The sequence below is a fragment of the Pseudooceanicola profundi genome, from assembly GCF_050897955.1.
Taxonomy (GTDB): domain Bacteria; phylum Pseudomonadota; class Alphaproteobacteria; order Rhodobacterales; family Rhodobacteraceae; genus Pseudooceanicola.
The window spans coordinates 39,063-65,745 of the sequence record NZ_JBPAXZ010000002.1; the positions used below are offsets into that span (position 1 = coordinate 39,063).

Genomic DNA, 26,683 nt, shown 5'->3' on the forward strand with positions numbered 1-26,683 from the left:
CTGTCTCTTCCTTCCCGCTTATGCCAGCACGCCGATGGACCAGGGCACGAATTCCGTCTCGCGCATGGTCTCGTATTCGCTTTTCGTCTGCTTGCCCGAGGCCGCCTCCAGCAGCGCGGCAAAGGTCGCCTGCGCGATCTCCTCCACCGCTTCGGGTCCGGCCAGCGCCGGGCCGCAGTCGATATCCAGATCAGCCAACTTCTTCTGGTAGAGCCCGGTGGTAGAGGCCAGCTTTAACGTCGGCGCGGGCATGGTGCCCGCCACATTGCCGGTGGCCGTGCCCATCAGGATCATCGTCGCGCCCGTGGCGATCTGCCCGGTGATCGACACCGGATCAAAATCGGGGCTGTCCATGAAGACCAGACCCTTGGCATCGCCCAGCGGTTCGGCATAGCGGCGCACGGCGGCCAGCGGGGCGGAGCCGTGTTTCGGCAGCGCATCAAAGCCCCGTTCCAGCCGCGTCGTCACGCCCTTTTCGGCGGCGGAACGTGGCAGGCGTCCGCTCAGCACCGTGTCACGGCCGGCGCTGCGCTCCTGCCATTCGGCAAGGATCGTGTCGAAGGCTTCCGCCGCTTCCGCCCCGGCCCGGCCGCGCAACGCAGCCTCGCAGCCGCCCAGCTCCGGCGTTTCCGACAGGATCACCGTGCCGCCGCTGGCGACCACCAGATCGTTCACGCGGCCCAGCACAGGGTTCACCGTCAGCACCGACAGCCCGTCGACGCCAGAGGTCTGCAACCCGATGACCAGCTTGTCCGCCGTCACCTCTTCGCGCACACATTTGTTGGCCTCGGGCAGCATCGCCTCGATATAGCCGCGCGCGGTTTCCACGGCTTTGACCACGCCGCCGACCTCCTGCAGGGTCACGGTCTTCAGCCGGTCGCCAACCTCCAGCTTCTCCTGCTCAAGGAAAACGCCGAGGTTGTTACGCTCACAGCCAAGCGCCATGACCACCGTGCCAAAGACATTCGGATGACGCGCATAACCCGAGAGGGTCCGGCGCAACAGGTCCATCGGCTCCCCGGTCATTTCCATGCCGCAGCCGATGGAATGGATGAAGGGCACAACCGCATCGACGTTCGGATAGGCTTCCAGCTCATCCTCGTCGAAAAGGTCCGCCGCCTGCCGCGCCGCCGTGGCCGCACAGTTGCCGACGATGACAACCGCAATCACGTTGCGCGTGCCGACCCGGCCATCGGCGCGCTTGAACCCCATGAAGGTGCCGCGATGCGCCTCCGGGATGGGCGACAGGGCGCGCGTCTCGGCAGAGATCGCGGGCAGGTCCTTGTCGACAACAAGGTTGTCGGTATGCACAATCGCGCCCGCCTTGACCGCCGCAGAGGTCCAGCCGATCAGATGCCCCTGCTTCATCACCGGGTCACCCGCCGCGAGGTCGGTCAGCGCGATCTTGTAGCCCTCGGGCACTTCGGTCAGTGCGGTGACACCCTCGGCCACGACAGTGCCTTCGGGAATGGGGGCCAGCGCCACGGCGACGGTGTCGCCTGTCCGGGTTCTGACGGTTGGGATATCGGCTGAAACGGTCATGGCTCTCCCCGCGCAAGGTTTCGTTGCGGCGAAGATAGACAGTCACACGATACCCATCTAACATTATTTCAGCATATCAACGATGCACGATAGGTATCGCCATATGGACCTGACGCAACTCCGCTCTTTCGTCACCCTTGCCCGCGAACTGCATTTCGGGCGGGCGGCGCAAAAGCTGAACATGACCCAGCCGCCGCTCAGCCGTCAGATCCGGAAACTGGAGGAGTCGCTGGGCGTCACGCTCTTCGACCGCACCAGCCATTCGGTCGAACTCACCGCCGCCGGGCGCGACCTGCTGCCGGAGGCGACGGAGATCCTCCAGCGCTGTGCCCAGCTGACCGAAACGGCGCGCGCCGGGGCTGACCGTCCGGCGGGGGCGCTGCGGATGGGGTTCATCGCCGCCTCCACCTATCGTTACATGCCGATGCTGCTGGCGCAGGCCGCGCAGGATTTCCCGAACCTGCAGATTTCGCTTTTCGAGATGACGGCGGCGCAGCAGCTTGATGCGCTGGCCTTGGGAGAGATTGATATCGGCCTTGTCCGCCCCGTCGTGCCGCCCAGCCAGGTGGAAACCCTGCCGGTCTGGACTGAACAGCTGGCCGTGGTGCTGCCGCTCGACAATGCGCTGGCCCGCAAACGGCGGATCACCATGCCGGATATCCGCAACGAACGGCTGGTCAGCTTTCAGGCCATGGCGCCCTATATGCACCAGATGCTCGACGGGATTTTCCGCAGCGAACAGGTCTTTCCGCAGATCGCCCAGCAGGTGGCGCATGCGCAATCGATCCTGTCGCTGGTCAGCGTGGGGCTGGGGATCGGCATTGTGCCGCAGGATGCGCGCTATGCCAGTTTCGACAATATCGTCTTCCGGCCGCTGATCCTGAAACGTCCGGTGCAGGCCGAACTGCACCTGATTCACTGGCGCGATACCCGCAACCGGGCGGTGCACCAGCTGGCCGAGCTGGCGCGGGTGGTGGGCCAGCGGGATGCCCCCCCGCTGGCCTGAAACGTCAGTGGCTGAAGGCCATCCGCCTGACCGCCTTGACCCCGCCGAGGGCGATGAAGAGCAGCGCCAGAACCATGACAAAGAGCGCGGCAGAGATCGGACGTGCCAGGAAATCCGCCATGTTACCGTCGGAGAACATCATCGCCCGCCGGAAATTCGCCTCGAAAATCGGGCCGAGGATGAAGCCGAGGATCAGCGGCGCCAGCGAGAAGCCGTATTTCTCCAACAGATATCCCAGCACCCCGAAACCCAGCATCAGCCAGACGTCGAACAGCCGGTTGTCCGAGGCATAGGTCCCCACGACCATGAGCATCAGCAGCAGCGGGTTCAGGATCTGCGGCGGCACCAGCAGCACCTTGGGAAACAGCCGGATCGTGCCAAGCTGGATCACCAGCAGCGCCAGCGTTGTGATCGCAAAGGCCGCGTAGATCATTGACATCAGGTCCGGCTGTTCGCGGAACAGCAGCGGCCCGGGTTGCAGCCCGTGGATGGTAAACCCGCCGATCAGGATCGCGGTCGCGCCGTCGCCCGGAATGCCCAGCGTAATCAGTGGCAGCAGAGCACCGCCAACGCTGGCATTATTCGCAGCCTCCGAAGCGTAGATCCCACGGACATCGCCGGTCCCGAAAGATTCCGGGTCTTTCGCGCTTTGCTTTGCCGCCCCATAGGCCAGCAGGTTCGAGGCCGACCCCCCGATGCCGGGCAGGATGCCGATGCCGATGCCGATCCCGCCGGATCGAAGCATGTTCCATGCATTGGCACGGATTTCCGACAGGGTGATGCCTTCGCCCGATACCTTGAGTTTGTCTTTGGTGGCGACCAGCGGGGCGCGCAGGCTCGAAATCACCTGCGATGCGCCGAACAGCCCCACCATGAGAGGAACAAGAGAGATGCCGGCCATGATGTCGATCACACCAAAGCTCATCCGCGCCGTCCCGTCGATGGGCGCAAAACCGATGGTTGCAATCGACATCCCGAGAATGGCCGAAATCAAGCCCTTTATGTAATTTCCGCTGGCCAGAAAGACGACCAGAACAATCGCTCCAAGCGACAGCATCGCATATTCATGCGGGCCCAGCTTGACCGCAAAAGCAGAGATCGCAGGCGCAAAAGCCACAAGGACAACGAGGCTCATCACACCGCCCACGGCAGAGGCCACCATAGCTGTGCCAAGCGCCTTCTGAGCAAAGCCCTTCTGCGCCAGGGGATAGGCGTCGAAGGTGGTTGCGATCGAGGATGGCGTTCCCGGAATACGCAGCAGCGTTGCCGACACCAGGCCACCGGTCACGCCGCCGATATAGACCGCGATCAACAGGGCGATGCCGAACTTGGTTTCGACGGCAAAGGTCAGGGGAAGAATGATCGCGATTGCCATGGTGGCGCTCATGCCCGGCAAAGCGCCCAGCACCAGACCGAACAGCGTGGCAAGCACGATAAAGATCAACACCGTCGGTGACAGCAGCCAAACGATGTTACCGAGGAAAAAATCAAGCATGTCGATCTCTCAGGACAAAAGGCCGCGCGGCAGGCTGACTTCGAGGAACTGGGTCAGTGTCAGGCCGACGATCAATGTAGTGACAACCGCGATACCGGCCGCGATCAATACGGATCTGCCCCTGCGCGGACCAAGCACGACCATTGCAAGGAACAGAAAGACACCCGTGGACAGATAGAAGCCCAGCCTTTCGAAGGACACGACATAAAACAGCGTGACACCAGCCATGCCGGAGAGGGCAATCAGCGGAGATGTGTCGTTCTGTTCTTCGACGGCAGGCTCTGTCACGTCGCGATAGGTTTCGACCGCATGTCTGGTTTCCTGGCTCATCCGTGCCTTGCGAAAGGCCTGAAGGAACAGCGCCACCGACAGGGCGGCAAGGCCCAGGCCATAAACGACAGGCAAAAGCCAGGGGCCCGGATCACCCGGGCTGAGACGCGGCGCCCGGCCAAGGAACGGCTGGATCAGGATAAAAACCGCGAGACCCGCAAACAGTACCGCAGCAAAGAGATCCGCTGCCTTTAACTTGCCGGACATGTCCGTCACTCCTTGATGCCGCCCCGGACAAGTCCGGGACGGCGGTTGCGGGATCAATTCGAAATGAACATCTCGATGACCTTGAATTCGTCTTCGACAAAGGGCCCGGCCTCTTCACTGGTGCGAATGGCAGGCGACTGCCCGAGCGTGGCCAGCCGTTCTGCAAAGACATCATCCGTTTTGAGCTTTTCGAGCACAGCGTCAATCGCTGACACGGCAGCATCGTCCATGTCTTTCGGACCGGAAATGGTCATGTAATACGGCATGTCGATGTCGTACCCCTGCTCTGCGGCGGTCGGCACATCCGCCATGAGCGGATCGCGGTCCGCCCGCAGAACTGCCAGAGCCTTGAGCGTCCCTGCGCCGGTGTGTTCCTTGGCAAAGCGCACGCCCTCGACGGACACATCGGCATTGCCCCCCAGCAGAAGCACAATCCGGTCCGCGCCGGATCCGCCGTCGACAATCTTGAACCCGTTGTCGGCAGCGGCATTCAGCGCGTTCGCCTTGACCTCGGTCGTTCCGCCGAACTGGGTGACATATGTCAGCTCGCCCGGATGTTCTTTCACATAATCGATCAGCTCTGCCAGCGTGTCATAAGGCGCGTCCACCGGCACCAGGACGATATCGCTCAGCGCAGACGTCGTGCCGAGCGCGCGGAAATCCTGATAGCTGAACGGCGTCTTGCCAAGCAGATTGCCAACGTGATCGGCAGCATGGTTGAAATAGATCTGGCTGCCATCCGTCGGCCCGGTCAGAACGGTCTGCTGGGCCACCACGCCGCCGCCGGCTTTCTGGTTCACCACAACCATCTGGCCGTCCGTATATTCATTGAACATCTCGGCGAAGAGCCGGGCGCTGGCATCGGTGCCGCCGCCCGCCGATTGCGGAACGACAAGGCGGACGTTGTCGACAGGATAGTCGATCTTGTCCTGTGCCATGGCAACGGATCCCAGTCCGATCGCGGCCGCGGCAATCAAGCTGGCGGTAAATTTCGTACGGATCATGTGCTTCCCTCCCTGGAAACGGTTTTGCGGATCGGGCCCGCATGGTCTTGGCCGGGGGAATGCCAGATGCATCCCCGGGGCCGGTAAAAATCTCGTTACCCCTTCTGCCAGCCGGCAAGAGCGCCGCCACTGCTGGCTTTCGCGCCGGCCACCCAGTCCGGCGCCGGATACTCGGCTTCGTTGATCACAAAGCCGGGCCGCTGCGAGAAATCGGCCCGCGGCGGTGCAAAGATGTCAACAAGCCGCGCCGTCCCGTCCCCGACATCCTGTGTCGTGTGCTGCGACGGCGGCGGAATAATCATAACCGAAGGGCTGGCGGCTCTGGCATGCTCGTCCGGCTGCCACCTTGTCGAGTCGCTTTCCCAAGGATAGCGGATGTGATGTATGAACTCTCCGGAAATCCCAAGCGACGCCTGTTCGAAATCGGCATGCCAGTGCGGGCTGAGCGTGGCGGGATCGCGACGGCTGTGCCAGGGCGCAAAGACATTGATCATCAGATTTGTCGACCGGAAGACCCGCGGCTGGATGCGCGGACCGTCAGGATCGACATATTGCGCCAGCGGATAGCTGCGGACCCGGAAACCGCCGGGCGGATCCGGCCAGGCCACAGCCTTGGCCACATCCGTTTCGATATCGCCGGAATAGACCTGCGCATTAATCGCCAGATCCAGAAGATCCACAGGCTTGTCAGAAAACACACGGGACACCGTGCCTGCCCCGGAGATGACGATGCGTGACGCGCCGGGCGGCACGATCGTCAGGCTGTCGGCCTCGACATCGACGGTTTCATCCGGCGTTGCGATCTGCGCCGTCACACCTTCAGGAAGAAGCAGAATATATTCGTCAGGCTGGTCCACCGCGTCGCGGGTCAACACTGTGCCCTGAACGGCTTCCGTCACCGCCACACAGAGGCTTACCCCCCGTGTGATCCAGGTACGAGATCCGTCGGCTTCGATGACCTGCGGCGCGTCTTCGTAATGTCGCGCACAATAGGCCGTCATGCTTGGCGGCATCGTCATATGTTCCTCCCGATGACGTGGCGGACCGTAGATCGGCCTCTCACATTTTGAGAATCTTTGCCAGAAACATGCCGAGGGCGCAACATTAATTATTACACTGTGGGTGGAATCTCACGACACACCCCTCGAACCACGCGACGCGCACCGCGGCCCGCATATGAAGAAATCCGCAGCGGTTTTCATTTTTTTCTGTTCTATTACAGGATATTATAACCGAACCTCAAAAGAAGACATCACAGCTCCGCCCGTCAGAAAATTGCTTTTTGGAAGATGCGGATTGACTGGGCTCGTCACATTGTGAGAATGTTTGACACCACAACATGGGACCCCCGGCGGGAGGCCGGGTTTCTGGGAGGATATTATGACACAACGATTCTCACTCCGTGGCATGGCCACGGCGGCAGCTCTGGCGCTTGCAATCACGGCGCCAGCACAGGCGCAGAACATGCTGCTGACGGCCGTCGATCCGGCCGGCTCGCTCAACGACAATATGAACAACAAGTTCATCGAGGAGCTCGCCGCGCGCGACTCCGGCGTCTCTGTCAACTACGTGAACGGCGGTGCGCTCGGGAACGGGCAGCAGGTGCTCGACCAGCTCAGCCAGGGCTCTGTCCAGGGCTTCGGCACCGTGCTCGACTGGTTCTCCTCGCTGGAGCCGGACCTGCAGGCGCTGTCCTGGGGCTTCACTTTCCGCGATTCCGACCACATGCGCGCCTTCCTGGCGAGCCCGCTCTTTGACACGATGAAGCAGAATATCATCGACAAGGCCGATATCCGCATCCTCGCGGTCGCGCCGACGCAGGCCCGCGTCATGTTCGCGAAAAAGCCGATCATGTCGGTGGAGGATGTAAAGGGCATCAAGATGCGCGTGCCCGGCATCAAATCCTATGTCGAACTCTGGAAGGCCTTCGGCACCGAACCCACGCAGGTCGCCTGGGGCGAGGTTTACCTCGCGCTGAAGACCGGCGTCGTCGAGGCGGCTGAGGGTCAGCCGACCAACGGCTTTGCCAACCGGATGCATGAGAGCGGCCCGCATATCTCCATGACCAACCATGTCATCACCGGCAATGTCATCGCGGTGAACGAAGGCTTCTGGCAGTCGCTTGACGAAAAGGGGCGGGAGACGGTGATGGCCGCCGCAGAGGCCGCCGTGAACTATGCCGCCGAGGAGTCGGATGCCGAGCTGCAGAAGACGCTCGACATGATCCGCGAGAGCGGCGGCGAGGTCCACGAGCCCGATATCGAGAGCTTCCGCAAGGCCGCCCTGGCCGCCGTGCCGACCATCGAGGCGGAAGGCCTGTGGAAGACCGGCCTGATCGAAGAAATTCAGGCGATCCAATAAGAGCTCCCAACCTCGGGTCCGCTCTGCGCGGGCCCGTTTTTTGATAGGCGGAGACCACCATGTACCAATCCAACCTGCTGTCATTTCTCAGGAAATGGGCCTGGGTCGAGCTTGTGATCGCCTGTGCCCTGCTTGTCCTGATCGTTCTCATCATCGGCTACCAGATCGTCGCGCGCTCTGCTTTCGGCGCGCCGCTTGTCTGGGCCGAGGAAGCGGCGATGTTCGCCTTCCTCTGGGTCGTCTTCCTCGGCGCCGGGCTGGCGGCTAAGCTCGGCCAGCACATCCAGGTCTCCGCGCTGGAGGGGCTGGGCGGCGACGGGCTGGCCGTTGCGCTCAACATCTTCGGTGCGGCCGTTGCGGGTGTGGCGCTGCTCTATATCGGATGGCTCGCCTATGGCTTCCTGCCGATCGAGATGCGGACGACCTCCATCGCCCTGCCGATCGACATTCCCAAGGCCTATTTCTTCTCCATCCCGCTCATCTACTCGGCCCTCTCGATGACCCTCAGCTTTGCCATGGCGGCGCTGATCGGGCGCACGAAACAGGGCCGGGACGCGCTGCAGGATATGCAGTGGCGGCTGATGGGTGCGGATCACAGCGACGGGGTGCTCTGACATGTCGCTCTGGTTTCTTTTCGGAACAGTCTTCCTGCTGGCGGTGCTTCAGGTGCCGGTCAGCATTTCCATGATCGCGGGCGCGCTGCTGTGGATGGTGATGGACGGCGGGCTGCCCGTCTCCATCGTGGCGCAGCGCATGGCGCCCTCACTCGACAGCTTCCCGCTGCTGGCCGTGCCGCTTTTCGTGCTGGCGGGCAACCTGCTGAACCGCTCGGGCATTGCCGAACGGATCTTCGACTTCGCCGGCAACCTCGTGGGCCATATCCGTGGCGGGCTGGCACATGTGAACATCCTCGCCAGCCTGATTTTTTCGGGCATGTCGGGCGTGGCGCAGGCCGATGCCGCGGGCCTCGGCACGGTAGAGATCAAGGCGATGAAGAAGGCGGGCTTCACCGGCGAATTCGCCGCCGCCGTCACCGCCGTCTCGGCCATCATCGGCCCGATCATCCCGCCCAGCGTCATCATGGTGATCTATGCGGTGCTGGCGGGTGTCTCCGTCGCGGACCTCTTCCTTGCCGGGGTCGTGCCGGGGCTGGTGCTGACGCTGGCCCTGTCGCTGACCACCTATATCATCGCGCTGCGCCGGGGCGATGCCATGCCGCGCAGCCCGCGCGCGCCGCTGCCGACGCTCACCACCTCCTTCTGGCGTGCGCTACCCGGGCTGCTGGCCCCGACGATCCTGATCGGCGGGCTGCTCATGGGCATCGCCACCCCGACAGAGCTGGGGGCGATCATCGTCCTTTATGCCGTGCTGCTGGGCGTCGCCTACCGCGAGCTCAAACTGATCGACATGTTCCGCTGCCTCGTCGATACGGTCGTGACCTCCGGCGTGCTGCTTTTCATCATCGCCGCCGCCGCGCCCTTTGCCTGGCTGATCGCGGTGCTGAACGTGCCGCAGCAGCTGGCAGGCGGCATTGCGGGGCTGACGACGGATGCCATCCTGACGCTGCTGCTGATCAATATCGGCCTGCTGATCGCCGGGCTCTTTATCGAGACGACCGCGATCCTGATCGTCGCCGTGCCCGCCCTGCTGCCCATCGTGACGCAGATCGGGCTGGACCCGGTGCAGTTCGGCGTGATGATCGTCTTCAACCTGATGATCGGAACATTGACGCCGCCCTTCGGCATCATCCTGTTCATCATGATGAACATCGCCAAGGTCCGGCTTGTGCCCCTCTTACGCGAAGTGTCCCCTTTCTATGTGTCTCTCTTTGCGATGCTGGGGATGATCACCTTCGTGCCGGACCTGACGCTCTGGCTGCCGGAACTCGTGCGCAACATGATGGGAGGGAACTGACCATGGCCGACCTCGATCAGGCGGGCTTTGCCGCCTCCCGCCCCGAGATCCTGCTCGACTGCCGCCAACAGCTGGGCGAGGGGCCGGTCTGGGACGATCGCCGCAATTGCCTCTGGTGGGTCGATATCAAGGCAGGCCGGATCCATATGCTGGACCCCGAAACAATGCACACCGCAGCCCATGAGATGGGCGAGGATGTCGGCAGCATCGGCCTCTGCCAGTCCGGGAGGATCGTCGTGGCCCTGCGCCGCAGCGTGATCCTCTTCGATCCCGATAGCGGCGCGCGCACGCCCCTCGCCGATTTCGACCGGCTGGGCGCGGAGGAACGGCTGAACGACGGCAAGGTCGGCCCCGACGGCGCCTTCTGGGTCGGCGCCATGCATGAGACGGAGATCGCGCTGATGCAGCCGATCTCCTCCCTCTACCGCATCGCACCGGACGGGACGGTCACCGAAGAGGTCACCGGCCTCAAGGTCTCCAACGGCCTCGCCTGGACGCCGGACGGGCGCACAATGTACCACACCGACAGCTGCGCCCCCTGGCTCGACCGCTGGGATTTCGACCCGGCGACCGGCGCGAAGACCAATCGCACCCGCATCGCCGAACCGCAGGAGGCCATCGGCCGCCCCGATGGGGCCGCCGCCGATGCGGATGGGCGCTACTGGTCCGCCGGCGTCTCCGCCTCCCGCCTGAATATCTGGAGCCGTGACGGCGAACTGCTCGACACCATCCAGATCCCCGGCTGCCCCAAACCGACGATGCCCTGTTTCGGCGGGCCCGACCTGAAGACTGTCTTCGTCACCGGTCATCGCAACCAGATGACGCCGGAGGTGCTGGCTTCTTACCCACATGCGGGCAGTCTTTTTGTATTTCGCGCCACTGTCGCAGGGGCAGAGGTGGCACGTTTCGCCGACAGGGCGTAGGAGCGTAACCAGCACGATCCTCACCATGGCCCCCTCCCCTTGACCAACAGCCCCGCCGATCCCGCCCCGCAGCCCAGACGTCTGGACCGGATCTCCGGCATTGCGATCACCCTGCTGGTGCTGACGGTCATCCTGCGGGACGCGAGCCAGAGCGACGCCCTGCGCTATGCCGCCCGGGCGATGCTGCTGATCGCGGTTGCCGTGGTCTCCTTCCGCCGGTCGCCGCCCCGCCTGCCCTTCCTCATCGTCGGCGCGATCCTGTCGGCCTGGATCGTGGCGACGCGGCCGGACTGGGCCGCGATCCTTGGCCACGCGCTCGACAGCGCCGCCTTCGTCGCGGCCTTCTTCGCCGCCCTCGGCACGCTGCGCCACGCGGCAGAGCTCTCCGCCTCCATCGCGCGCGCTGCGCTCTACCTCGCTGACCGGCCGCCGGGAAAACGCTACCTCGCCCTGCTCGCCGGAGGAGAGGCGTTCTCCCTCCTGCTGGGCTATGGCGCGATCTCCCTCCTCGGTTCCCTCGTCATGTCCAGCACAGCGGATGAGCCGAACGAGACGATCCGCAATATCCGCCGCCGCCGCATGCTGCTGGCGGTGCAGCACGGCTTTGTCTCCTGCATCGCCTGGTCGCCGCTGTCCTTCGGCATGGTGCTCTGCGTGCAGCTGGTGCCGGGCGGCACATGGGCCGGGGCCCTGCCCTATGCGCTGGTCACCGCCGCGCTCTTCTGCACGGTGGGCTGGACCCTCGACACCCTGCTCAAACCCAGAACCACCGGCCTGACCGTCGTCCCGCCCGATCACGGGTCACGCGCCCGCGACCTCAAACCGCTGATCCTGCTGCTGGTAGTGCTGGCCAGCCTGCTCACGATCTCGCACCTCGTGATCGGGCTTACCGCCGCGCAGAGCGTCATGATCATTGTTCCGATCCTCTCCGCCCTCTGGATCGCGACAGGCGACCGCCAGGGTCCGGGCTATTTCGGCCGTCTCCCGCAGGAGGCGCGGACCTTCATCGGCACCCGCCTGCCCGGTTTCCGCGGCGAAATCGTGCTGCTCTCCTCCGCCAGCTTCCTCGGCACGGCGGGGGGTCTGGCCATTGCGCCGCTGGTCACCAACTGGGTCGATCTTGCCGCGCTGCCGTCGGTGCTGGTGCTCTGCTCCGCCATCTGGGTGATCCCGGTCATGGGCTACCTCGGCGCGCACCCGCTGCTCTCGGTCTCCCTGCTCTTCCCGCTGCTGCCCGCGCCAGAAGCCATGGGCGTCTCCCCCGCCGTCATGATCTGCGCCCTGACGGCGGGCTGGTCCCTCAGCGGCGCAACCTCGCCCTTCACGGCGGCCACCGTGCTGATCGGCCGCTTCGCGGGCGTCAGCCCGCTGCGGGTCGGGATCGTCTGGAACGGGCTCTTCACACTGGTCAGCGCTGTCATGGCGACCGCCTGGATCGTCCTGCTGGTAAAGCTGGCCTAACGCCGCGCCGCCGCCCGCCGGGCCTGCAGCGTCGGCAGCTCGGCCAGATCATCCGCCTCTACCTTCACCGTCTCGCCCCCACCGGGCCGCCGCGCGCGCTTGCGCCGCTGCCCGCCCGCGACTTCCGGCCAGCGCTCCAGCAGGCGGCGCTGCACGATCTCCTCCCGGAACCCCAGCGTCGTGGTCTGCAGGAAAACCGCATCTCCCACGGCGCCCAGCCGCTGCGGATCGGCCAACAGGTCGAACCGCGTCACGGGCCGATCCTTCTTGCCCTGCCCCTGCGACAGCACCAGGTCGATCACCCCCAGGGTCCGCCGCAGCCAAGCCGTGGCATGGGCGATCTCCTCCCCGGTCATATCGTCAATCTCGAAACTGATCCGCGCCACGAGGTCCCGCGCCCCCGCCGCCACCGGCGAACACAGCAGCAGCCGTACCTCCTGACCGAGCGCAACAATCTCCACCGCCCCCTCAGGCATTGCGCCCGGCACGCCACCTGTCAGACAGCGCAACATCTCCACCCCGGCAGGATCCGGCACCTCCTCCGTCATCCCAACACAAAGTGGATACCCCGCCAGCGCCCCCAGCACCTCCGCAGGCACCAGCCCCACCTCCGGCACAGGCAGCGGCCCACAGCTCCAGCTGACCCCCGGATGCGCCGCCCGAACCGCCTCGACCAGCGCCAGCCCTTCCAGTCCCGCCAGATCGGGACACATCAGATGCAGAGAGGGCGCAAGCCGCCCGGCCCGCACCCCCGTCTCAAAGATCATATGGATATGCGTCGCACTCACGCCCGCCTCCCGCTGCCCTGCCCCGAGGTTCCGGTGATCCTGCACCCTCCCCCCGCCAGCTGCAACGGAAGCGCTCAGCCGCGCGTCTTCTTCCATTCCTCGAATTCGGCCTTGGTCTCCGGCCCCATCGGGAAATTGCCCCAGATCGGCGCGCCGGATTTGATCTTCTCGTAGATGAAGACCTCCGCCAGCTCCTGCGAGGCCGCCATGTCGGCGACCTTCGCCGCCTCATGCCGCGGGATCACGCAGACCCCGTCGCGGTCGCCCATCACCACGTCGCCCGGATAGACCGCCACATCGCCGCAGCCGATCGGCAACTGCACATCGGCGGCGCGGAAAAACGCCGGCCGGGTCGTCGCCGTATTGCCCCGCGCATAGGTCGGGATATCCAGCTCCCCGATCTCATGCCCGTCGCGAAAGGCGCCATCGGTCACCACCGCCGCCACGCCCTTCAGCATCATGCGATAGACAAGGATATTCCCGGCCGAGGCCGCCCGCGTGTCATTGCGGCTGTCGATCATCAGCACCTGGCCCTTGCCCACGGCCTCGACCGCCTCCCACTGCATGTTCACATCGCCCCGCTTGGCCAGGTCCGACAGATCCCAGTCCTTGTCCTCCCGCGAAGGGATGAAGCGCAGCGTATAGGCCTCCCCGGCAAAGGGCTTGGCCGACGGGTTCAGCGCATTCACGCCCACCACGAACTGCTGGCGATAGCCCAGCTTGAACAGCTGGCTCGTCACGGTGGCGGTAGAGGAATTGCGGAGCTTTTCCAGCGTATCCTCGGTGATCTCGATGGTCTCTGTCATGTCTGTTTCCTTCCTCCCCGCCCGGCGGGCCGGCCCGCCCGGGCCATATCAATCTTCACGTTTGATCTTCATCTTGGCCGGAAATACTCCGGGGTGAATGCGCGTCAGCGCAGAGGGGCAGCGCCCCTCCGCCGCCCTCTCAGACCAGATCCTCCGGCAGCACGTCGCCGGGAATGTTCTGGTAGCAGACCGGCCGCAGGAACCGCCGGATCGACAGCGTCCCGACCGAGGTGGCGCCGAAGTTGGTCGACGCCGGATAGGGCCCGCCATGCACCATCGTATCGGCCACCTCGACGCCGGTCGGGAAGCCGTTCACAAGGATCCGGCCCGCCTTGCGCTCCAGGATCGGCAGCAGGTCGCGCGCGGCGGGTGCATCGCCCGCATCCATATGGATCGTCGCAGTCAGCTGGCCCTCGAACCCCTTGGCAAGGGTCGCCATCTCCTCCGGCCCCGACACCCGCACGACCAGACCCAGCGGCCCGAAGACCTCCTCACCCAGTGCATGATCCTGCAGGTAGTTCTCCGCATCCGTTTCATAGAGGTTCGGGCTCGCCTGACGTCCCTCACTGACGGTGGTCAGCACCGGGGTCACCGCATTGCGGCCGTCGAACCGGGCCTTGCCGTCGCGATAGGCGGCGGCGATCCCGTCGGTCAGCATGACCTGCGGCGCGGCCTTCTCCAGCGCGCCCTTGGCGGCGGCGACAAATTCATCGCCCTCGGCGCCCTTTGCGACAACCGCAATACCGGGGTTGGTGCAGAACTGCCCCGCGCCCATGGTCAGCGACCCGGCCCAGCCCTCGCCCATCGACGCCGCCCGCGCCTTCAGCGCCTCCGGCAGGACGAACATCGGGTTGACGGAACCCAGCTCGCCGAAAAACGGGATCGGCTCCGGCCGTGCAGCGCAGAGGTCAAAAAGCGCACGCCCCCCACCCAGCGACCCGGTAAAGCCCACGGCCTTGATCAGCGGATGCTGGACCAATGCGGTCCCGACGTCGCGCTTGCCGCCCTGGATCAGCGAGAAAACCCCGGCGGGCATGCCACAGGCCTTGATGGCGGCAAGAATCGCCTCGGCCACGATTTCCCCGGTGCCGGGATGGGCGGAATGGCCTTTCACGACCACCGGACAGCCTGCGGCCAGCGCGGCGGCGGTATCCCCGCCCGCCGTCGAAAACGCCAGCGGGAAGTTCGACGCGCCAAAGACGGCAACCGGCCCGATCGGACGCTGCATCATCCGCAGGTCGGGGCGCGGCAGCGGCTGGCGGTCGGGCAGCGCTTCGTCAAAGCGCCGGTCGAGGTAATCGGCCTTGCGGATGTGATCGGCGAAAAGCCGCAGCTGGCCGGTTGTCCGCCCCCGCTCACCCTGAAGCCGCGCCTCGGGAAGGCCGGTCTCGGACGTGCCGATGGCCGTAATCGCTTCGGCCCGGGCCTCCATCTCATCCGCGATGGTCTCAAGAAAGACCGCCCGTTTCTCCCGGCTCATATAGCCGAAAGACCAGAAGGCATCCTCTGCCGCCTGAACAGCGGCATCAACCAGCGCGGGCGTGCCCACGGAATAGTCGTAGGCGGGCCCTGAGGCCGGTTCGGAGGTGAAGGTCGCGTCCCCTGCGACCCACTCCCCCGCGATCAGGTGCTTGCCATGGGGCGTGAAAGGCATGACGTTGCCGTCCATTTCATTTCCTTCCGTGATTTCAGAATTTTCAGACGGACTGCAATCAGCCCGCCATCAGCTTGTCCCAGTCGACGATCTTGAGCGGAACGATCTCGATATCGCCCCAGATGCCTTCGCGGGCATAGACCTCGCGTTCAAGATAGGCGTCGAGCCCGGCGCGATCCTCAAAAGCGCAGAGCACGACGGACCCGGCCATATTGCCGTCATCGTCGATGATGGCGCCGCCGTCGACGATCCGACCGGCGGCCTTTTCGACCTTCAGCCCGGCCATATGTTCGGCGCGTGCCGCCAGCCGTTTCTCCAGCACGCCGGGCGCGTCCCGGCAGATCAGGGCAAATTGCTGCATCAGTCGCGCCCCTTCACAACGGGCGGCTCCATATGGAAGCCGCGCCCCTCATAGTCAAAGTCGTAAAGCTTGTTCACCGGCTCCGCCTTGTTCACCGGGCTGGCGTAATAGGCGCGGATCTCTTCGATCTTGGTGATGTCATCGTTGAAGATGTACCACTCGTCCCCGCGCAGCGCCTCGCCGATGCCGGTCTTCCAATGGGTCCATTCGATCACGGCTTCCTTGCCGTCCGCCCCTGCAAGCACCTTTTCGATGGTCCATTTGGAGCCCATATTCTCCACACACCAGACCCAGCCATCGGCAATTGCCTCCGCACCGCGCCAGGGTGCGCCGGGCAGGCCGGGCGGGAAATAATGCACGCCGTCCTCGGTGAAACAGTCGATCAGGCCCTGGCGGTCGGCCAGATTGCACATGTCGAAATAGTGCCGGATCAGGGCTTCGGCCTTCTGCGCGGGTGTGGTCATCGCGGCTCCTCTCCTCGGACCTTGCCTCTCGCCGCAGGGGCAGAGAGGGTCAATTCACATTGTAGGAATCTTTAGGCTTCACAGCCGGCCTTTGCAAACAGAAACTCACCCTGCGCACCCGTGCCCCACTGCAGAGATACTGTCAAATTTTGCATTTTAGTTATTTATTTTAAATATTTAAGCGATTATCATAGGCGTATTGACCTAAATGAGCGCTTTCCCGTCCCGAAGATGAACTATTCACAATGTAGCAATTTTTGCATGTGCGGATACACCGCCGCGCTCCACCGCCACGACTGGACGATTCTGCCCGATTTCGCTTAAATACTGTCCGGAACCCGGAGTAGAGAGTCATGAACGAACCTAATGCGCCGGTCAGAGGAACGGCGCTTCTGACCAAGGCCCTCGATATTGTCGAGCTGATCTCCGAAAGCGATAACAGACTGAAATTCAAGGATATCGCGGAACGTACGGGGCATTCCAAATCGACCCTCTACCGCATCCTCGCCGCACTTTCGGCGCGCGGCATGATCGACGTCGATCAGCGTGACCAGTCCTATGTTCTGGGACCAAAATTTACCGAGATGGCGGGCTCCATCAACAATTCCTCCGACCTGATCGCGGTATCGGCCGGCCCCCTCAAGACGCTGGCCGATCAACACGGCGAAAGCGTGAACCTCTCCATCCTGATCGGCACCGCGCAGCTGACGATCTCGCGCTGGCAGGGACGGCTGGCACAGCCGTTCTCCTCTCCGCTGGGGGAACGCAAGCCGCTCCATGCCACGGGGCTGGGAAAATGCCTACTGTCTTTCCTGCCCCGCGACGAACGCGAAGCGCTGATCGGGCGGCTGCAACTCACCGCCTATACCCCCCGCACGATCACCAATGCCGATGACCTCAGAGCGGACATCGACATCACCCGCGCGCGCGGCTTCGCGCTGGACGATAACGAGATCATCGAGGGCACGGTCTGTGTTTCCGCCCCGGTCATGACCGAAGACAACCGGCCGATCGCCTCCGTCTCGCTCACCGGGCCGGCGCACCGGATGACAGAGGAACGACGGCTTGAACTCGCCTCCGTGCTTCAGATGACAACCCGCAGCATCAGCCAGCTGCTGCTGCCCCGCCGCCCGGCGCGTCCGGCGACGCGGGCGCTCAATTCCGGCGCCCAGATCGACATTGTGGACAGACGCGCCTTTTCCTCGCGCGTGCTGGGGGAAAGCCGCCAGTGGGGTGGGCTTTTGTGGTACGACGGGCCGGCCGGCATGGTGCAGCTTGAAACGGAAACGCAAAGCCGGCAGATCGTCAAACTGGACAATATCCTTGCGGCCACCCTGTCGACGGATGGCACGCTCTATTTCGTGGCGTCTGACAAATTGTTCCGGATGAACCCGGGTGAGACGCAGCCGGTGGTGACACCCGTCACCGTCCCGCATGGCGGGATCGCCGCAATTGCTGCGCCCCGCGCAGACCGTATCCTGATGCTGAAAGATGGAACCCTTTCCCTGCACCCGGCGGGGGGCGGCGCGGCGACCCCCCTGCTGACCGGGCTCGACGACTCCGCCGGCCTGTCGCTGTCGGACGACGGGTGCCGGCTGATGGCCGTGCGGCGTCTGGATCAGCAGGTCCTTGCGGTGACCCTGTCCGCGACCTCGGGCGGCGTTGATCAGACGGATGTCATCGCCGCACCCGGAACCGGCAAGGTCACTGGCCTGTGTGAAGATGCCAGCGGCATGATCTGGCTGGCCCGGCATCAGAGCTGGTCTCTGGCCCTGTTCGATCCGGCGACCGGCGCTTCGCAGTTCCTTGCCGTTCCGGTGCCTAATCTTCAGGGCCTCGCACGGGGTCCGGTCGCGAAATCCGTAGTGGCCGGATCCGACAGGATCTCGGCCTCGCAAAGCCTTCTGGACGTCGCGCCTCTGTCCGGCGGCCTCATCCGGCTGCGGGTGTAACCGGCCGTCGCGTCAGGCCTTGAGAAGGCGCGGAATGTTCCGGCCCAGCCGGTTGCCCGGCATCTCGACATAGCGGAACGTCAGCTCCGAGATCGCGTAGGTGCAGATCAGCGCCACCACAAACAGCGCCGTGCCCGACAGGACATTCGCCAGCACGATCATGACCGGCGCATGGACCAGGTAGATGCTGAAGCTCAGCTCGCCGATCTTGCCGATCACGGCGTTCTGCCAGAACCGCGTGTTCCGCAGGGCCGGGACACTGCACACGACGAGGAAAACCGCCGTCGCCGTTGTCCAGCTGACCGATGCGCTCAGAAAGGTAATGTTGTGGTGTTCCATCGCGGCGAAACCGACATATTGGCACACCACCGTCGCCACGACAAAGCCGCCCGCCGCCGTAAATGCCCGAGCCCGTGTCGACTCCCCCAGGTGCCAGCAACAGAAGACATATCCCATCAGCGCCGCATTGAGCATACCGAGACGCCCGAAAGGCATCCGGGCTTCCAAGAGGTAAGACACTCCGGCAAGCGCAATCATACCGGCGGAAAACAGCAGCGACGCCTCGGTCACCCGGCGGTGCCCGTAGGCCAGAAAATAGACCATGAAGAGGACATACCAGGCGAATTCGATCGACAGGGTCCAGGACACGCCCAGCATTGCCGGCGACCCGGTATATTCGAACAGAAGAAGCACGTTGGCGAGGTAATCGAACCCGTCCAGCCGCGCCAGCCGGGCATCATAGGGCGGAATACCGACCAGCCCCAGGACGGTGATGCAGAACAGGACGCACAGAAACAGTGGAAAGATGCGGAACACCCTGCGGGTCAGGAAGTTCACCGGCACAAGGCCATTTTTCACGCTGAACGGAATGACATAGCCGCTGATGAAAAAGAACAGAACCACGCCGAAGACACCCGGCCCGAGCGACAGAAACGGGCGAAACGTGTCATGGGCCACATATTCCAGATAATGCTGTGCAAGGACGGCGATCGTGGCAACAGCTCTCAGACCATCAAGAAAGAATATCCGGTTCTGGCTCATGCACCTGCTCGGTCAAAAGAGTTCGCATCAATATCGCTTTACGGTCTCCACACCTCGCCGCACCAAGTCAACCGTCGGCGGGCCCGATGCCCTCAATTGTCCGTGCGGCGGTCGAAACGGGCACATATCATGGTCAAAGGCTATGGCCACGATGCACGAACCGTCTATTTCGCCCGCTCTGTAAGCAAAATCCCGCTGTCATCACAAGACTGACGCGAAAATGGTGCAAAATATGGCAAGTCGTACAAAAACGGCTAGGCTGGACGAATAGCTGAGAGCTGTTGTGAATACACGCATTCATACTGATTTTTACGACGTTGGACCATTCGTGGACAAGAAAGTCACTCCGAACAAGCCGCCCCGGCTCCGCAAGGTTGTGCTGGGTGCGGGGATATCTGGCCTCGTTACGGCCTCGATACTGGCGGACCGGAACAAGGATGGCCTGGATGAGGTCCTCGTCCTGGATGAGTTCACGGACCCGGGCGGCAATCACATCAGCGTGGACCTGAACGGGTATACGTTTGATATCGGCAGTTTTTTCTTTGCCGACCGGTCGCCGTTCATCCGCCGGTTTCCGGAGATTCTGCCACTTTACGAAAATCATGACCCGGGTATTTACCGGATCACCCGGATTACCCCGGGCTATGCGCTTGCGCGCTATCCCTATGACTTTCGCCTGGACCTGCTCAAGGGCAACCCGCTGCTGCATGTGCTGTCGCTGATCTGGGGTCGCCTGACCGAAAAAGAAGGGGCGAGCGCCGCTGAATATGCCCGCTACTGGATCGGCAACCGGTTTTATCAGAAGACCGGCCTCGATTCCTACATGGCGCGGTTTTACGGCATCGACCCGGCCCTGATCGAAGGTACCTTCGCCAAAAAGCGGATGTACTGGATCGAGAATAACGCCAGCCTGAAGATGGTCTCGAAGCGGTTCCTCAATCGCAAAAAGGTCGCGCCGGACGCCGCGCCGCGCCAGCTCGTCCGCCCCCGCGAAGGGTTCGCGCGGCTCTACGGTACGGTGCAGCGGCTGCTGGAGGCGCAGGGCGTGGAGTTTCGGCTGGGCGTGCAGCTTCAGTCCGTCACCGGAACCAAAGAAACCGGGTTCACGATCACATTTGACAATGGTGACTCCATTCTCGCGGATGAGGTGATCTCGACGATCCCCGTGAACCGTCTGATGGAACTGTATGGCCAGCCCCCGGAACCGGCCGTGCGCACCCTGAACCTGACCTCCCTGTTTATCAGCTTCGAAGGCAAGCGCGGGTTCAAGGAAAACGTCGTCTATAATTTTGCCAAGGATGGCGCCTGGAAACGGCTGACCATGCATTCCGACTTTTATGGCAAGATCAACGGGCGCGATTATTTCTCCGTCGAGATTACGACAGACGGGACCGACATCGACGCCGAGGCCCTGTTCGAAGATTTCATTTCGGTGACGCGGCGGGCCGGGCTGTTCGACGGCGATATCAGGCTTGAAGGTCACCGCCTGACCGAAAGCGCCTATCCGGTTTATACCGAAGGCGCCACCGCGGCCTCTGAACGCATCCTCGACGATTTCGAAAAGATCGGAATTTCCAGCTTTGGGCGACAGGGCGGGTTTGACTACCAGCCGATCGCCGCAGACAGCACGCGCAAAGCCGAAGAGGTGATGGCCAACCGGCCCGATACCGTCGCCGCGGAAAACCCCGACGGCTGAGGCAGGGCTGCCTGACCCAGATTTCTTAATTTTCCGTTAATCATTGGGCAGGGCCTGCCGAATCCCGCGATCGGCGACAGATTCCCTTGCAATCGTTAACCGTTTTCGGTGAAAAAGAAGGCACATTACGCAGACTCAGTTATCTGGTCACCTCACGTTTCGAGTATTGAAGTCAGTTTCAAGCGATGTCGGACATCGCCTCAGGGCGTCGTTCGCACCGGATGATGAGGATCAACGCATTGGTCGAACAATCTCCTGCCCCACGGGACAGCAAGCCTTTGCCTGTTCTGGGCATAGATCTTCTCAGGATTTTTGCCGCCCTGTCGGTCGTGGCCTTTCACCTGGGCTTTAAGGCCCTGAACGACAGCGACGGGCTGATCGCCACGATGACCGCGCTGGAGCCCAGGGTTCCGGTCAGCTGGCCGCTGATCTGGTGGGGCTGGGTCGGTGTGCAGATATTCTTTGTCGTGTCCGGCCTCGTGATCTCTTTCTCTGCCTGCAGCGCGCGGGCAACGGGGGCAAGATTTGTCCGGAGCCGCGTTCTGCGACTGGTGCCGGCCGTGCTGATTGCCGCGGTCTTTGCCTTTGTTGTCGAAATCCTGTTCTTCGACATGCCTGTTGCCAAGGCCGTGGTCCTCTGGGTCAAGACCGTCACATTTTTCCCGCTGCCGCCATGGCTGATGGGGCAATTCTGGACGCTTGGCGTCGAGATCGGGTTTTATGTCGTCGTGCTCGCCCTCGTGATCCTGCGCCGTCAGACCTGGCTGCCGGCGCTTGGCTATCTGGCGATCGGGCTGTGCGGCGCCTACTGGGCGGCCCGGATTGCCGGCGGTGGCACGGACCCGTTCGGACGGATCACCCAGCTGATCCTGCTGCAGCATGGCACATATTTCGGCATTGGCATCCTGCTGGCGGATATGAACCGGCGCGGGTCCAACCATTGGCCCGCCATCATTGCCGGGCTTGCGGTGGCCGCTGTGCAGATCAGGATCTCTGCCGGCTGGGAAGCCGGGGCCGCCGGTCTGCAGGGTTACTGGCCTGTTGCCTTTGCCGTCTTCGCCCTGACCGTCGGGTTTACCGCGATTGCCCTGCGCTACAATGCGACCGTACATGCGGCGCTCACCCCCGGCACGGCTCAGGCGATCCGGACGGCAGGGCTGATGACCTATCCGCTGTACCTGCTGCACAACCACACCGGAAAGCCGGTGATCGTCCTGGCCGTCGATATGGGTGTCCCGCTGACTCTGGCCGTTATCCTTGCCATTGCGGTGTCCATTCTTGCGGCCTGGGTGGTCGCGCGGTTCCTGGAACCCCGCGTTTATGTCGCCGTCGCCTCGGTTTACGACTCGGTGAAAAAGGCGGTTCGCCCGCCGGCAACCGTCAACTCCTGAAAACCGGAGCTGTCCCGGCGATCCTGACCGGCGGCGCCGGGGGAACGGGGGCATGAGAACGCTGCGCGGCCCGCATTGCGTACCACAGCCCGGCCACCAGACCCGCCATGGCAAAGAATGGCGTTTCCAGATTGGGATAGGGTTTTGTCAGGCAGGCCTGGATCAGGATCGCGACGCAGCCCGCCTGAAGCGCGGCGACGACCTCGGCCGTGCGGGTCGCCTTCATGGCTGACGGCGGACGTGCCAGCAGGACCTTCCCGATGAACCACAGGTAGATCCCCGTCCCCAGCAACCCCAGACTGCCAAGGCAGACAAAGATCCAGCTGGACGCGCGCACGCTGCCGATGCCGGCGCCCAGCCCCGAGGTTTCGACCATATTGGTCAGCGCCTGTGTGTTCCAGCTCATGCGTTCTTCGCCGGAGTGGCTGTTCAGCTTGGTAAAGACGATCCGGTCCAGCATCTCGGACACGGCCGGGACCAGGCTGTAGAGCAGCACCATCGCTCCGAACATGGCCGGGATCGCCAGGGTCATGACCGAATAAAGCATCACCGACCGCCGGCTTTTGGCGACGGTGCGCAGCTGCCAGGCCAGAAACAGGAATGTGAATGCCGTCAGCGCCACATAGGCCGCGCTGGAGGTCGACCGGATCAGCAACAGCCCCATCAGCAGCGCAAAGATCGTGCTCGCCGGGGATTTTGTCGCCCCGAACCAGTAGCGCAGCCAGAACCCGTAAAGGCCGACAGTATAGTAGCTGAAGGCCGACGGCTCGGGGAAACCCGCGATCAGCCTGCGCACGCCCAGCAGCACCTGGCTGTCGAGGATCATCACCAGCCCTGTGCGCAGGAAGGCAAAGGGATTGCCACCGATATAGGGCGACAGAAGGTCTGCTATGGAAAACAGCAGGTGGATCAGCGTTGCCGCCGTCATACCTTTCAGCACCATATTCGCATCCGGATAGCGCCGGAACGCCGCCGCCAGCGCCACAAAGGCGCCGCCGGACAGGATCATCCTTATGACCTGCGCGATATTGCCGCCGACCGGGGTCAGGGGCGCCAGAAAGATGGCGCCCTGATCGCCGCGCCGGGCCAGAACAAACACCTCTGTATTGCCGGCATTGATCCGGGGCAGGAACACCGCACCGATCGCGATGACGATAACCAGAATGAGAAGGGAGAACCCCGGCTGCCCGGGTTTCAGCGTGCTGAAAATCTGCGACAGCGTGAACCCGTGCAGCAGCAGCGCAAGGAACAGTGCCACGATCCCGAAATCCGTAAGGGACACAGTGCCAAGACCCGAAAGGTTGAAGGCCGCAGAACTGTTGAAGGGCATGGTCGCAAAGAACAGCACAACCCCCCGCACCGGCCCGACGTAGAGGATCGCGAAGAAAACGAGGAAGGCGATAGGTGTTGTGACGACGAGCTGCATCTGGCGATTTCCCGATGTTGCGTTCAGGCTATCAGGGCCACCGGCAGCGACAAGAAAAAAGGCACCGCGAACGGTGCCTTTTCAGTGCCTATTGATCCTGAGATCAAGCCATCATCATGTCCGTAGCGTAGTAGATGTCGTCTGCGGTCAGCGTTGCGTTGTAGAACGTGACCGTGGTTGCACCGTAGGTCATGATCGTGTTGTCGCCGCTGTAGGACAGCGTGTAGCCGGTGCCGTCGGTCAGCTCGACCAGGTCGTCGCCAACGGAGAAGTCCCACACTTTGTCGTTGCCGTCGTCATCGTCGAAGACAAAAACGTCGTCGCCAACGGAACCGTCGAGGCCGGGGCCACGGTTGTCGCCGTACAGGACGTCATCGTCGTTGCCGCCAACGATACGGTCGTCGCCGGAGCCGCCGAAGATACGGTCGAAGCCGGAGCCGCCTTCGAGCTCGTCGTCGCCGTCACCGCCGAACAGCTTGTCGGAACCGCCCTGACCAAGAAGGGTGTCGTTGCCTTCTTCGCCTTTGACAGTGTCGTCGCCGTGGTTTGCAGCAACGAAGTCATCGCCGGAGCCGGCCAGCGCGATGCCGGTGTAGCCGTTCAGGCGGATTTCGTCGTCACCTTCCGCGCCATCGACGCGCAGGGGGCCGGCAAAATTCGGATCGCCTGCATAGTCGAGCGTATCGGCAGCGGCAGTACCCTGATCGGGGTTTGTGAATTCGATAGGCATGTTATGTCACTCCTGAAGAGAGTTAAGCTGAAAATTTAAAGCGCGTGGTACTTACTCGCCCTAAAGGGCCAACGCATATTTTATAGAATGAAGCAGATACGCCGCCAGCAGCCGGCCGCCCATCCAACGTCACCAAGCAGTTCCCCCACTCGACGAACAGATTGCGACACAAACCGGCCAAATTCAAGCCACATTTTTCATAGCCTCAAGGTTCGCACGCGACACCGTCACGACGACCCATCGAATCTATCAGAATCTGACCTTCGAAAAATATAATGAATTCTTGCACTTGAACTGCTTGGCATGTGCCCGATGTAAAAATGAGCGATGCCAAAATTGACCCTAGTTACATGTATAACGAATCATATCGCTCCCTCAATGTCCAGAGAGACGCCAACAATGAGCAAGAATTCGATCATACTGTTATTGATTTCGGCTATAATCGGCATAACGCCCGCCCATGCCGACACGCCCCTGACCGCTCCGGAGCTGGGCGCGGCGAGTAATTTTCAGGTGGGCGCCGCCCCCCGAAAGCAGCGGGTTGTTGAGGAAATGGGCCTGGACGATCTGCGCGACGGGCTTCGCTGGGGGGATATCGAACCCGCGGCGGGTCAGCTGAGTTTCGAACAGAAAAGTGGCCAGACCATTCTGGAGCTCGCCCGGAAGGGGCTGCTTGGATCGGTCACGATACATCCGTCAAACCCGGCCTTCAGCCAGGGCAACACGGCCACCTCTCCCGATGAGATTCGCGAATTTGCCGCCTATGGCGCCGCGGTTGCGCAGCAGCTGCCCGATATCCGGATCGAGGTCGCCAATGAATTCAACGGGCGCGGCTTTGTCAAAGGACCGGCGCGGGACATGACGCCTGCGGGTCGTGCCGAGCTTCTGGCGCAGATGCTGCAGGCCTTGGGCGCTGCGGGCGTGCCGCGCGACCGGGTGATCGGCGGCGCCGCACATTCCATCGCCGCCGGGTTCTTGTGGACTGTGCTTGACGCTGGCGGCGCAGATCATATGAGCGCCCTGGCCATTCACCCCTATACAACCGCGCCCGAGGCCCTCCCCCGGCAGATCGAGGTTCTGCGCCGACATCCAGATGCGGCCCGGCTGGATATCGAGATTACGGAGATCGGCACCACCGCGACCGGCCGGGCGACGGATTATCTGTGGCGCAACTACTGTCAAATGGCCCTGTCGGACGTGCGCCGGGTGGTCTGGTATCCGCTGGAGCTTCGCCAGGATGGCTATGCGCCGCTGCTGGACGCCGATCTGAGGCCGACCGAAACCGGGCGCGCCTTTCAGCGCATCAGGACCGATTTCATGGGACAGCCGGTTCGCGCCTACAACCCCGATCCGTTTACATACGGCTGCATCTTCGACGATCGCACGCTGGTCGTCTGGGGCGCGCCGCGTCAGGTTCAGGTGACAGATGACACGATAACCGCCAGCTCCGGCACGGGTGCCCCGATTGAAGGCGATATCCGGCTGCACCGCGACCGAGTTCTGGTTCTGGAGCGGGACGCGCCTCCGGAGCAGGGCACGATGGAAGAGGTGATCACGCTTGGACCGCTCAGCCTGCAGGCGGACAGTTTCGACCAGTTCAGCTTTCCGACAGAGCCTGTGGCGACCGTTCCGGCGGATCAGGATGCTGCGACCGGGTTTGAACGGGCCTTTCTGCGCCATGGCCGGACCCTGCCGATCCGGACATGCCCCGGACAGGACAGACCGCAGGCGCCCTGGTTCCCCTATCTGTGCAGTGATGACGCGGCCCGTACCGTCCTGCACGACCGGGGCTTCGCTCTGGGTGGCACCGCGCAGGACCCGGTCACCATCCGTCACCGCTTCGTCGCGCCCCGGGATATGCAGGTCGACGTGGCCGTCGTGACCGACATCAATCCCAATAGCGCGGATGGCGTCACACTCTCGCTCGTCCACAATGACACGCCGCGTCAGAGCCTGCGCGCATCCGGCAAGGAAGATCATATTTTCGACAGTTTTGCCGCTCGGGCAGGCGATGTTATCGATATCCTGCTGGAGCCGGGCAAAACACCCAAGGGCGATGCTGGCAAATTCAGAATATCCTTGTACGATCGGAAAGACCCTGGTGCGGACCAGGCCATTCCAGAAGATTGAT

At 63.1% G+C, this 26,683-nt stretch carries 23 protein-coding genes; 10 read left to right on the forward strand and 13 right to left on the reverse strand.

Annotated features, from left to right (window positions below):
• Positions 1-18: 18 nt before the first annotated feature.
• Positions 19-1,542 carry a UxaA family hydrolase gene (locus tag ACRARG_RS17145; protein WP_432691429.1) on the reverse strand — a complete coding sequence of 508 codons (1,524 nt, stop codon included), beginning with the start codon at positions 1,540-1,542 and terminating at the stop codon, positions 19-21.
• Positions 1,543-1,645: 103 nt separating this feature from the next.
• Here ACRARG_RS17145 and ACRARG_RS17150 point away from each other — a divergent pair, with 103 nt between their 5' ends.
• The gene (locus ACRARG_RS17150) at positions 1,646-2,548 is read left to right on the forward strand and encodes a LysR family transcriptional regulator (RefSeq protein ID WP_432691430.1); all 903 of its coding nucleotides are present in this window, start codon (positions 1,646-1,648) and stop codon (positions 2,546-2,548) included.
• A gap of 4 nt (positions 2,549-2,552) precedes the next feature.
• Here the strand turns inward: ACRARG_RS17150 and ACRARG_RS17155 are convergent, their stop codons facing one another.
• From ACRARG_RS17155 to ACRARG_RS17170, 4 genes are all read right to left on the reverse strand, one after another.
• Positions 2,553-4,043: a tripartite tricarboxylate transporter permease gene (locus tag ACRARG_RS17155; RefSeq protein ID WP_432691431.1), complete on the reverse strand. Its 1,491-nt coding sequence runs from the start codon at positions 4,041-4,043 to the stop codon at positions 2,553-2,555.
• A gap of 9 nt (positions 4,044-4,052) precedes the next feature.
• On the reverse strand, positions 4,053-4,580 hold the full coding sequence (locus tag ACRARG_RS17160; protein WP_432691432.1) for a tripartite tricarboxylate transporter TctB family protein: 528 nt from the start codon (positions 4,578-4,580) through the stop codon (positions 4,053-4,055).
• Between the two features lie 53 nt (positions 4,581-4,633).
• Positions 4,634-5,584 carry a Bug family tripartite tricarboxylate transporter substrate binding protein gene (locus ACRARG_RS17165; protein WP_432691433.1) on the reverse strand — a complete coding sequence of 317 codons (951 nt, stop codon included), beginning with the start codon at positions 5,582-5,584 and terminating at the stop codon, positions 4,634-4,636.
• Between the two features lie 95 nt (positions 5,585-5,679).
• Complete coding sequence (locus tag ACRARG_RS17170; RefSeq protein WP_432691434.1) at positions 5,680-6,603, reverse strand: cupin domain-containing protein; 924 nt, start codon at positions 6,601-6,603, stop codon at positions 5,680-5,682.
• A 361-nt stretch (positions 6,604-6,964) separates the two neighbouring features.
• On the opposite strand from ACRARG_RS17170, the gene ACRARG_RS17175 reads away from it, so the two are divergent.
• Genes ACRARG_RS17175 through ACRARG_RS17195 form a run of 5 tightly spaced genes read left to right on the forward strand, consistent with a single transcriptional unit; the run spans position 6,965 to position 12,243 of the window.
• Positions 6,965-7,945 carry a TRAP transporter substrate-binding protein gene (locus tag ACRARG_RS17175; RefSeq protein ID WP_432691435.1) on the forward strand — a complete coding sequence of 327 codons (981 nt, stop codon included), beginning with the start codon at positions 6,965-6,967 and terminating at the stop codon, positions 7,943-7,945.
• Positions 7,946-8,004: 59 nt separating this feature from the next.
• Complete coding sequence (locus ACRARG_RS17180) at positions 8,005-8,559, forward strand: TRAP transporter small permease (protein ID WP_432691436.1); 555 nt, start codon at positions 8,005-8,007, stop codon at positions 8,557-8,559.
• A gap of 1 nt (position 8,560) precedes the next feature.
• Positions 8,561-9,859, forward strand: coding sequence for a TRAP transporter large permease (locus ACRARG_RS17185; protein ID WP_432691437.1), 1,299 nt, complete (start codon positions 8,561-8,563; stop codon positions 9,857-9,859).
• Between the two features lie 2 nt (positions 9,860-9,861).
• Positions 9,862-10,782 (forward strand): SMP-30/gluconolactonase/LRE family protein, encoded by a 921-nt coding sequence (locus tag ACRARG_RS17190; protein ID WP_432691438.1) that lies wholly within the window; start codon positions 9,862-9,864, stop codon positions 10,780-10,782.
• A gap of 39 nt (positions 10,783-10,821) precedes the next feature.
• Positions 10,822-12,243, forward strand: a complete 1,422-nt coding sequence (locus ACRARG_RS17195) for a hypothetical protein (protein ID WP_432691439.1) — start codon at positions 10,822-10,824, stop codon at positions 12,241-12,243.
• Here the strand turns inward: ACRARG_RS17195 and larC2 are convergent.
• The 5 genes from larC2 to ACRARG_RS17220 form a co-directional block, all read right to left on the reverse strand.
• Positions 12,240-13,031: a nickel pincer cofactor biosynthesis protein LarC2 gene (larC2, locus tag ACRARG_RS17200; protein WP_432691440.1), complete on the reverse strand. Its 792-nt coding sequence runs from the start codon at positions 13,029-13,031 to the stop codon at positions 12,240-12,242. The genes ACRARG_RS17195 and larC2 overlap by 4 nt on opposite strands.
• A 74-nt stretch (positions 13,032-13,105) precedes the next feature.
• Positions 13,106-13,837: an RraA family protein gene (locus ACRARG_RS17205; RefSeq protein ID WP_432691441.1), complete on the reverse strand. Its 732-nt coding sequence runs from the start codon at positions 13,835-13,837 to the stop codon at positions 13,106-13,108.
• Between the two features lie 139 nt (positions 13,838-13,976).
• Positions 13,977-15,491 carry an aldehyde dehydrogenase (NADP(+)) gene (locus tag ACRARG_RS17210; RefSeq protein ID WP_432691572.1) on the reverse strand — a complete coding sequence of 505 codons (1,515 nt, stop codon included), beginning with the start codon at positions 15,489-15,491 and terminating at the stop codon, positions 13,977-13,979.
• Positions 15,492-15,549: 58 nt separating this feature from the next.
• Positions 15,550-15,852, reverse strand: a complete 303-nt coding sequence (locus tag ACRARG_RS17215) for a YciI family protein (RefSeq protein WP_432691442.1) — start codon at positions 15,850-15,852, stop codon at positions 15,550-15,552.
• Entirely contained in the window at positions 15,852-16,316 is a 465-nt protein-coding gene (locus ACRARG_RS17220) for a nuclear transport factor 2 family protein (protein WP_432691443.1), read from the reverse strand. Before ACRARG_RS17220 ends, ACRARG_RS17215 begins: the two co-directional genes overlap by 1 nt.
• Before the next feature lie 353 nt (positions 16,317-16,669).
• On the opposite strand from ACRARG_RS17220, the gene ACRARG_RS17225 reads away from it, so the two are divergent.
• Positions 16,670-18,268: an IclR family transcriptional regulator domain-containing protein gene (locus ACRARG_RS17225; protein WP_432691444.1), complete on the forward strand. Its 1,599-nt coding sequence runs from the start codon at positions 16,670-16,672 to the stop codon at positions 18,266-18,268.
• 12 nt (positions 18,269-18,280) lie between these two features.
• Here ACRARG_RS17225 and ACRARG_RS17230 read toward each other — a convergent pair whose 3' ends face one another.
• Positions 18,281-19,309 carry an acyltransferase family protein gene (locus ACRARG_RS17230; RefSeq protein ID WP_432691445.1) on the reverse strand — a complete coding sequence of 343 codons (1,029 nt, stop codon included), beginning with the start codon at positions 19,307-19,309 and terminating at the stop codon, positions 18,281-18,283.
• 328 nt (positions 19,310-19,637) lie between these two features.
• Here ACRARG_RS17230 and ACRARG_RS17235 point away from each other — a divergent pair, with 328 nt between their 5' ends.
• A complete protein-coding gene (locus tag ACRARG_RS17235) occupies positions 19,638-21,005 on the forward strand; it encodes an FAD-dependent oxidoreductase (protein ID WP_432691446.1) in 1,368 nt (455 codons plus the stop codon).
• Positions 21,006-21,226: 221 nt separating this feature from the next.
• Positions 21,227-22,396, forward strand: a complete 1,170-nt coding sequence (locus ACRARG_RS17240) for an acyltransferase family protein (protein WP_432691447.1) — start codon at positions 21,227-21,229, stop codon at positions 22,394-22,396.
• On the opposite strand, the gene ACRARG_RS17245 is transcribed toward ACRARG_RS17240, so the two are convergent.
• Together ACRARG_RS17245 and ACRARG_RS17250 are read right to left on the reverse strand one after the other, a co-directional pair.
• On the reverse strand, positions 22,386-23,822 hold the full coding sequence (locus tag ACRARG_RS17245; protein WP_432691448.1) for a hypothetical protein: 1,437 nt from the start codon (positions 23,820-23,822) through the stop codon (positions 22,386-22,388). The genes ACRARG_RS17240 and ACRARG_RS17245 overlap by 11 nt on opposite strands.
• 103 nt (positions 23,823-23,925) lie before the next feature.
• Complete coding sequence (locus ACRARG_RS17250) at positions 23,926-24,552, reverse strand: calcium-binding protein (RefSeq protein WP_432691449.1); 627 nt, start codon at positions 24,550-24,552, stop codon at positions 23,926-23,928.
• Between the two features lie 399 nt (positions 24,553-24,951).
• On the opposite strand from ACRARG_RS17250, the gene ACRARG_RS17255 reads away from it, so the two are divergent.
• The gene (locus ACRARG_RS17255; protein WP_432691450.1) at positions 24,952-26,682 is read left to right on the forward strand and encodes a hypothetical protein; all 1,731 of its coding nucleotides are present in this window, start codon (positions 24,952-24,954) and stop codon (positions 26,680-26,682) included.
• Position 26,683 lies beyond the last annotated feature (1 nt).

Bases quoted from the DNA above. Each gene is read 5' to 3' on its own strand.
- ACRARG_RS17145 (WP_432691429.1), bottom strand. From the start codon at position 1,542: ATGACCGTTTCAGCCGATATCCCAACCGTCAGAACCCGGACAGGCGAC.
- ACRARG_RS17150 (WP_432691430.1), top strand. From the start codon at position 1,646: ATGGACCTGACGCAACTCCGCTCTTTCGTCACCCTTGCCCGCGAACTG.
- ACRARG_RS17155 (WP_432691431.1), bottom strand. From the start codon at position 4,043: ATGCTTGATTTTTTCCTCGGTAACATCGTTTGGCTGCTGTCACCGACG.
- ACRARG_RS17160 (WP_432691432.1), bottom strand. From the start codon at position 4,580: ATGTCCGGCAAGTTAAAGGCAGCGGATCTCTTTGCTGCGGTACTGTTT.
- ACRARG_RS17165 (WP_432691433.1), bottom strand. From the start codon at position 5,584: ATGATCCGTACGAAATTTACCGCCAGCTTGATTGCCGCGGCCGCGATC.
- ACRARG_RS17170 (WP_432691434.1), bottom strand. From the start codon at position 6,603: ATGACGATGCCGCCAAGCATGACGGCCTATTGTGCGCGACATTACGAA.
- ACRARG_RS17175 (WP_432691435.1), top strand. From the start codon at position 6,965: ATGACACAACGATTCTCACTCCGTGGCATGGCCACGGCGGCAGCTCTG.
- ACRARG_RS17180 (WP_432691436.1), top strand. From the start codon at position 8,005: ATGTACCAATCCAACCTGCTGTCATTTCTCAGGAAATGGGCCTGGGTC.
- ACRARG_RS17185 (WP_432691437.1), top strand. From the start codon at position 8,561: ATGTCGCTCTGGTTTCTTTTCGGAACAGTCTTCCTGCTGGCGGTGCTT.
- ACRARG_RS17190 (WP_432691438.1), top strand. From the start codon at position 9,862: ATGGCCGACCTCGATCAGGCGGGCTTTGCCGCCTCCCGCCCCGAGATC.
- ACRARG_RS17205 (WP_432691441.1), bottom strand. From the start codon at position 13,837: ATGACAGAGACCATCGAGATCACCGAGGATACGCTGGAAAAGCTCCGC.
- ACRARG_RS17210 (WP_432691572.1), bottom strand. From the start codon at position 15,491: ATGCCTTTCACGCCCCATGGCAAGCACCTGATCGCGGGGGAGTGGGTC.
- ACRARG_RS17215 (WP_432691442.1), bottom strand. From the start codon at position 15,852: ATGCAGCAATTTGCCCTGATCTGCCGGGACGCGCCCGGCGTGCTGGAG.
- ACRARG_RS17220 (WP_432691443.1), bottom strand. From the start codon at position 16,316: ATGACCACACCCGCGCAGAAGGCCGAAGCCCTGATCCGGCACTATTTC.
- ACRARG_RS17225 (WP_432691444.1), top strand. From the start codon at position 16,670: ATGAACGAACCTAATGCGCCGGTCAGAGGAACGGCGCTTCTGACCAAG.
- ACRARG_RS17230 (WP_432691445.1), bottom strand. From the start codon at position 19,309: ATGAGCCAGAACCGGATATTCTTTCTTGATGGTCTGAGAGCTGTTGCC.
- ACRARG_RS17240 (WP_432691447.1), top strand. From the start codon at position 21,227: ATGATGAGGATCAACGCATTGGTCGAACAATCTCCTGCCCCACGGGAC.
- ACRARG_RS17245 (WP_432691448.1), bottom strand. From the start codon at position 23,822: ATGCAGCTCGTCGTCACAACACCTATCGCCTTCCTCGTTTTCTTCGCG.
- ACRARG_RS17250 (WP_432691449.1), bottom strand. From the start codon at position 24,552: ATGCCTATCGAATTCACAAACCCCGATCAGGGTACTGCCGCTGCCGAT.
- ACRARG_RS17255 (WP_432691450.1), top strand. From the start codon at position 24,952: ATGAGCAAGAATTCGATCATACTGTTATTGATTTCGGCTATAATCGGC.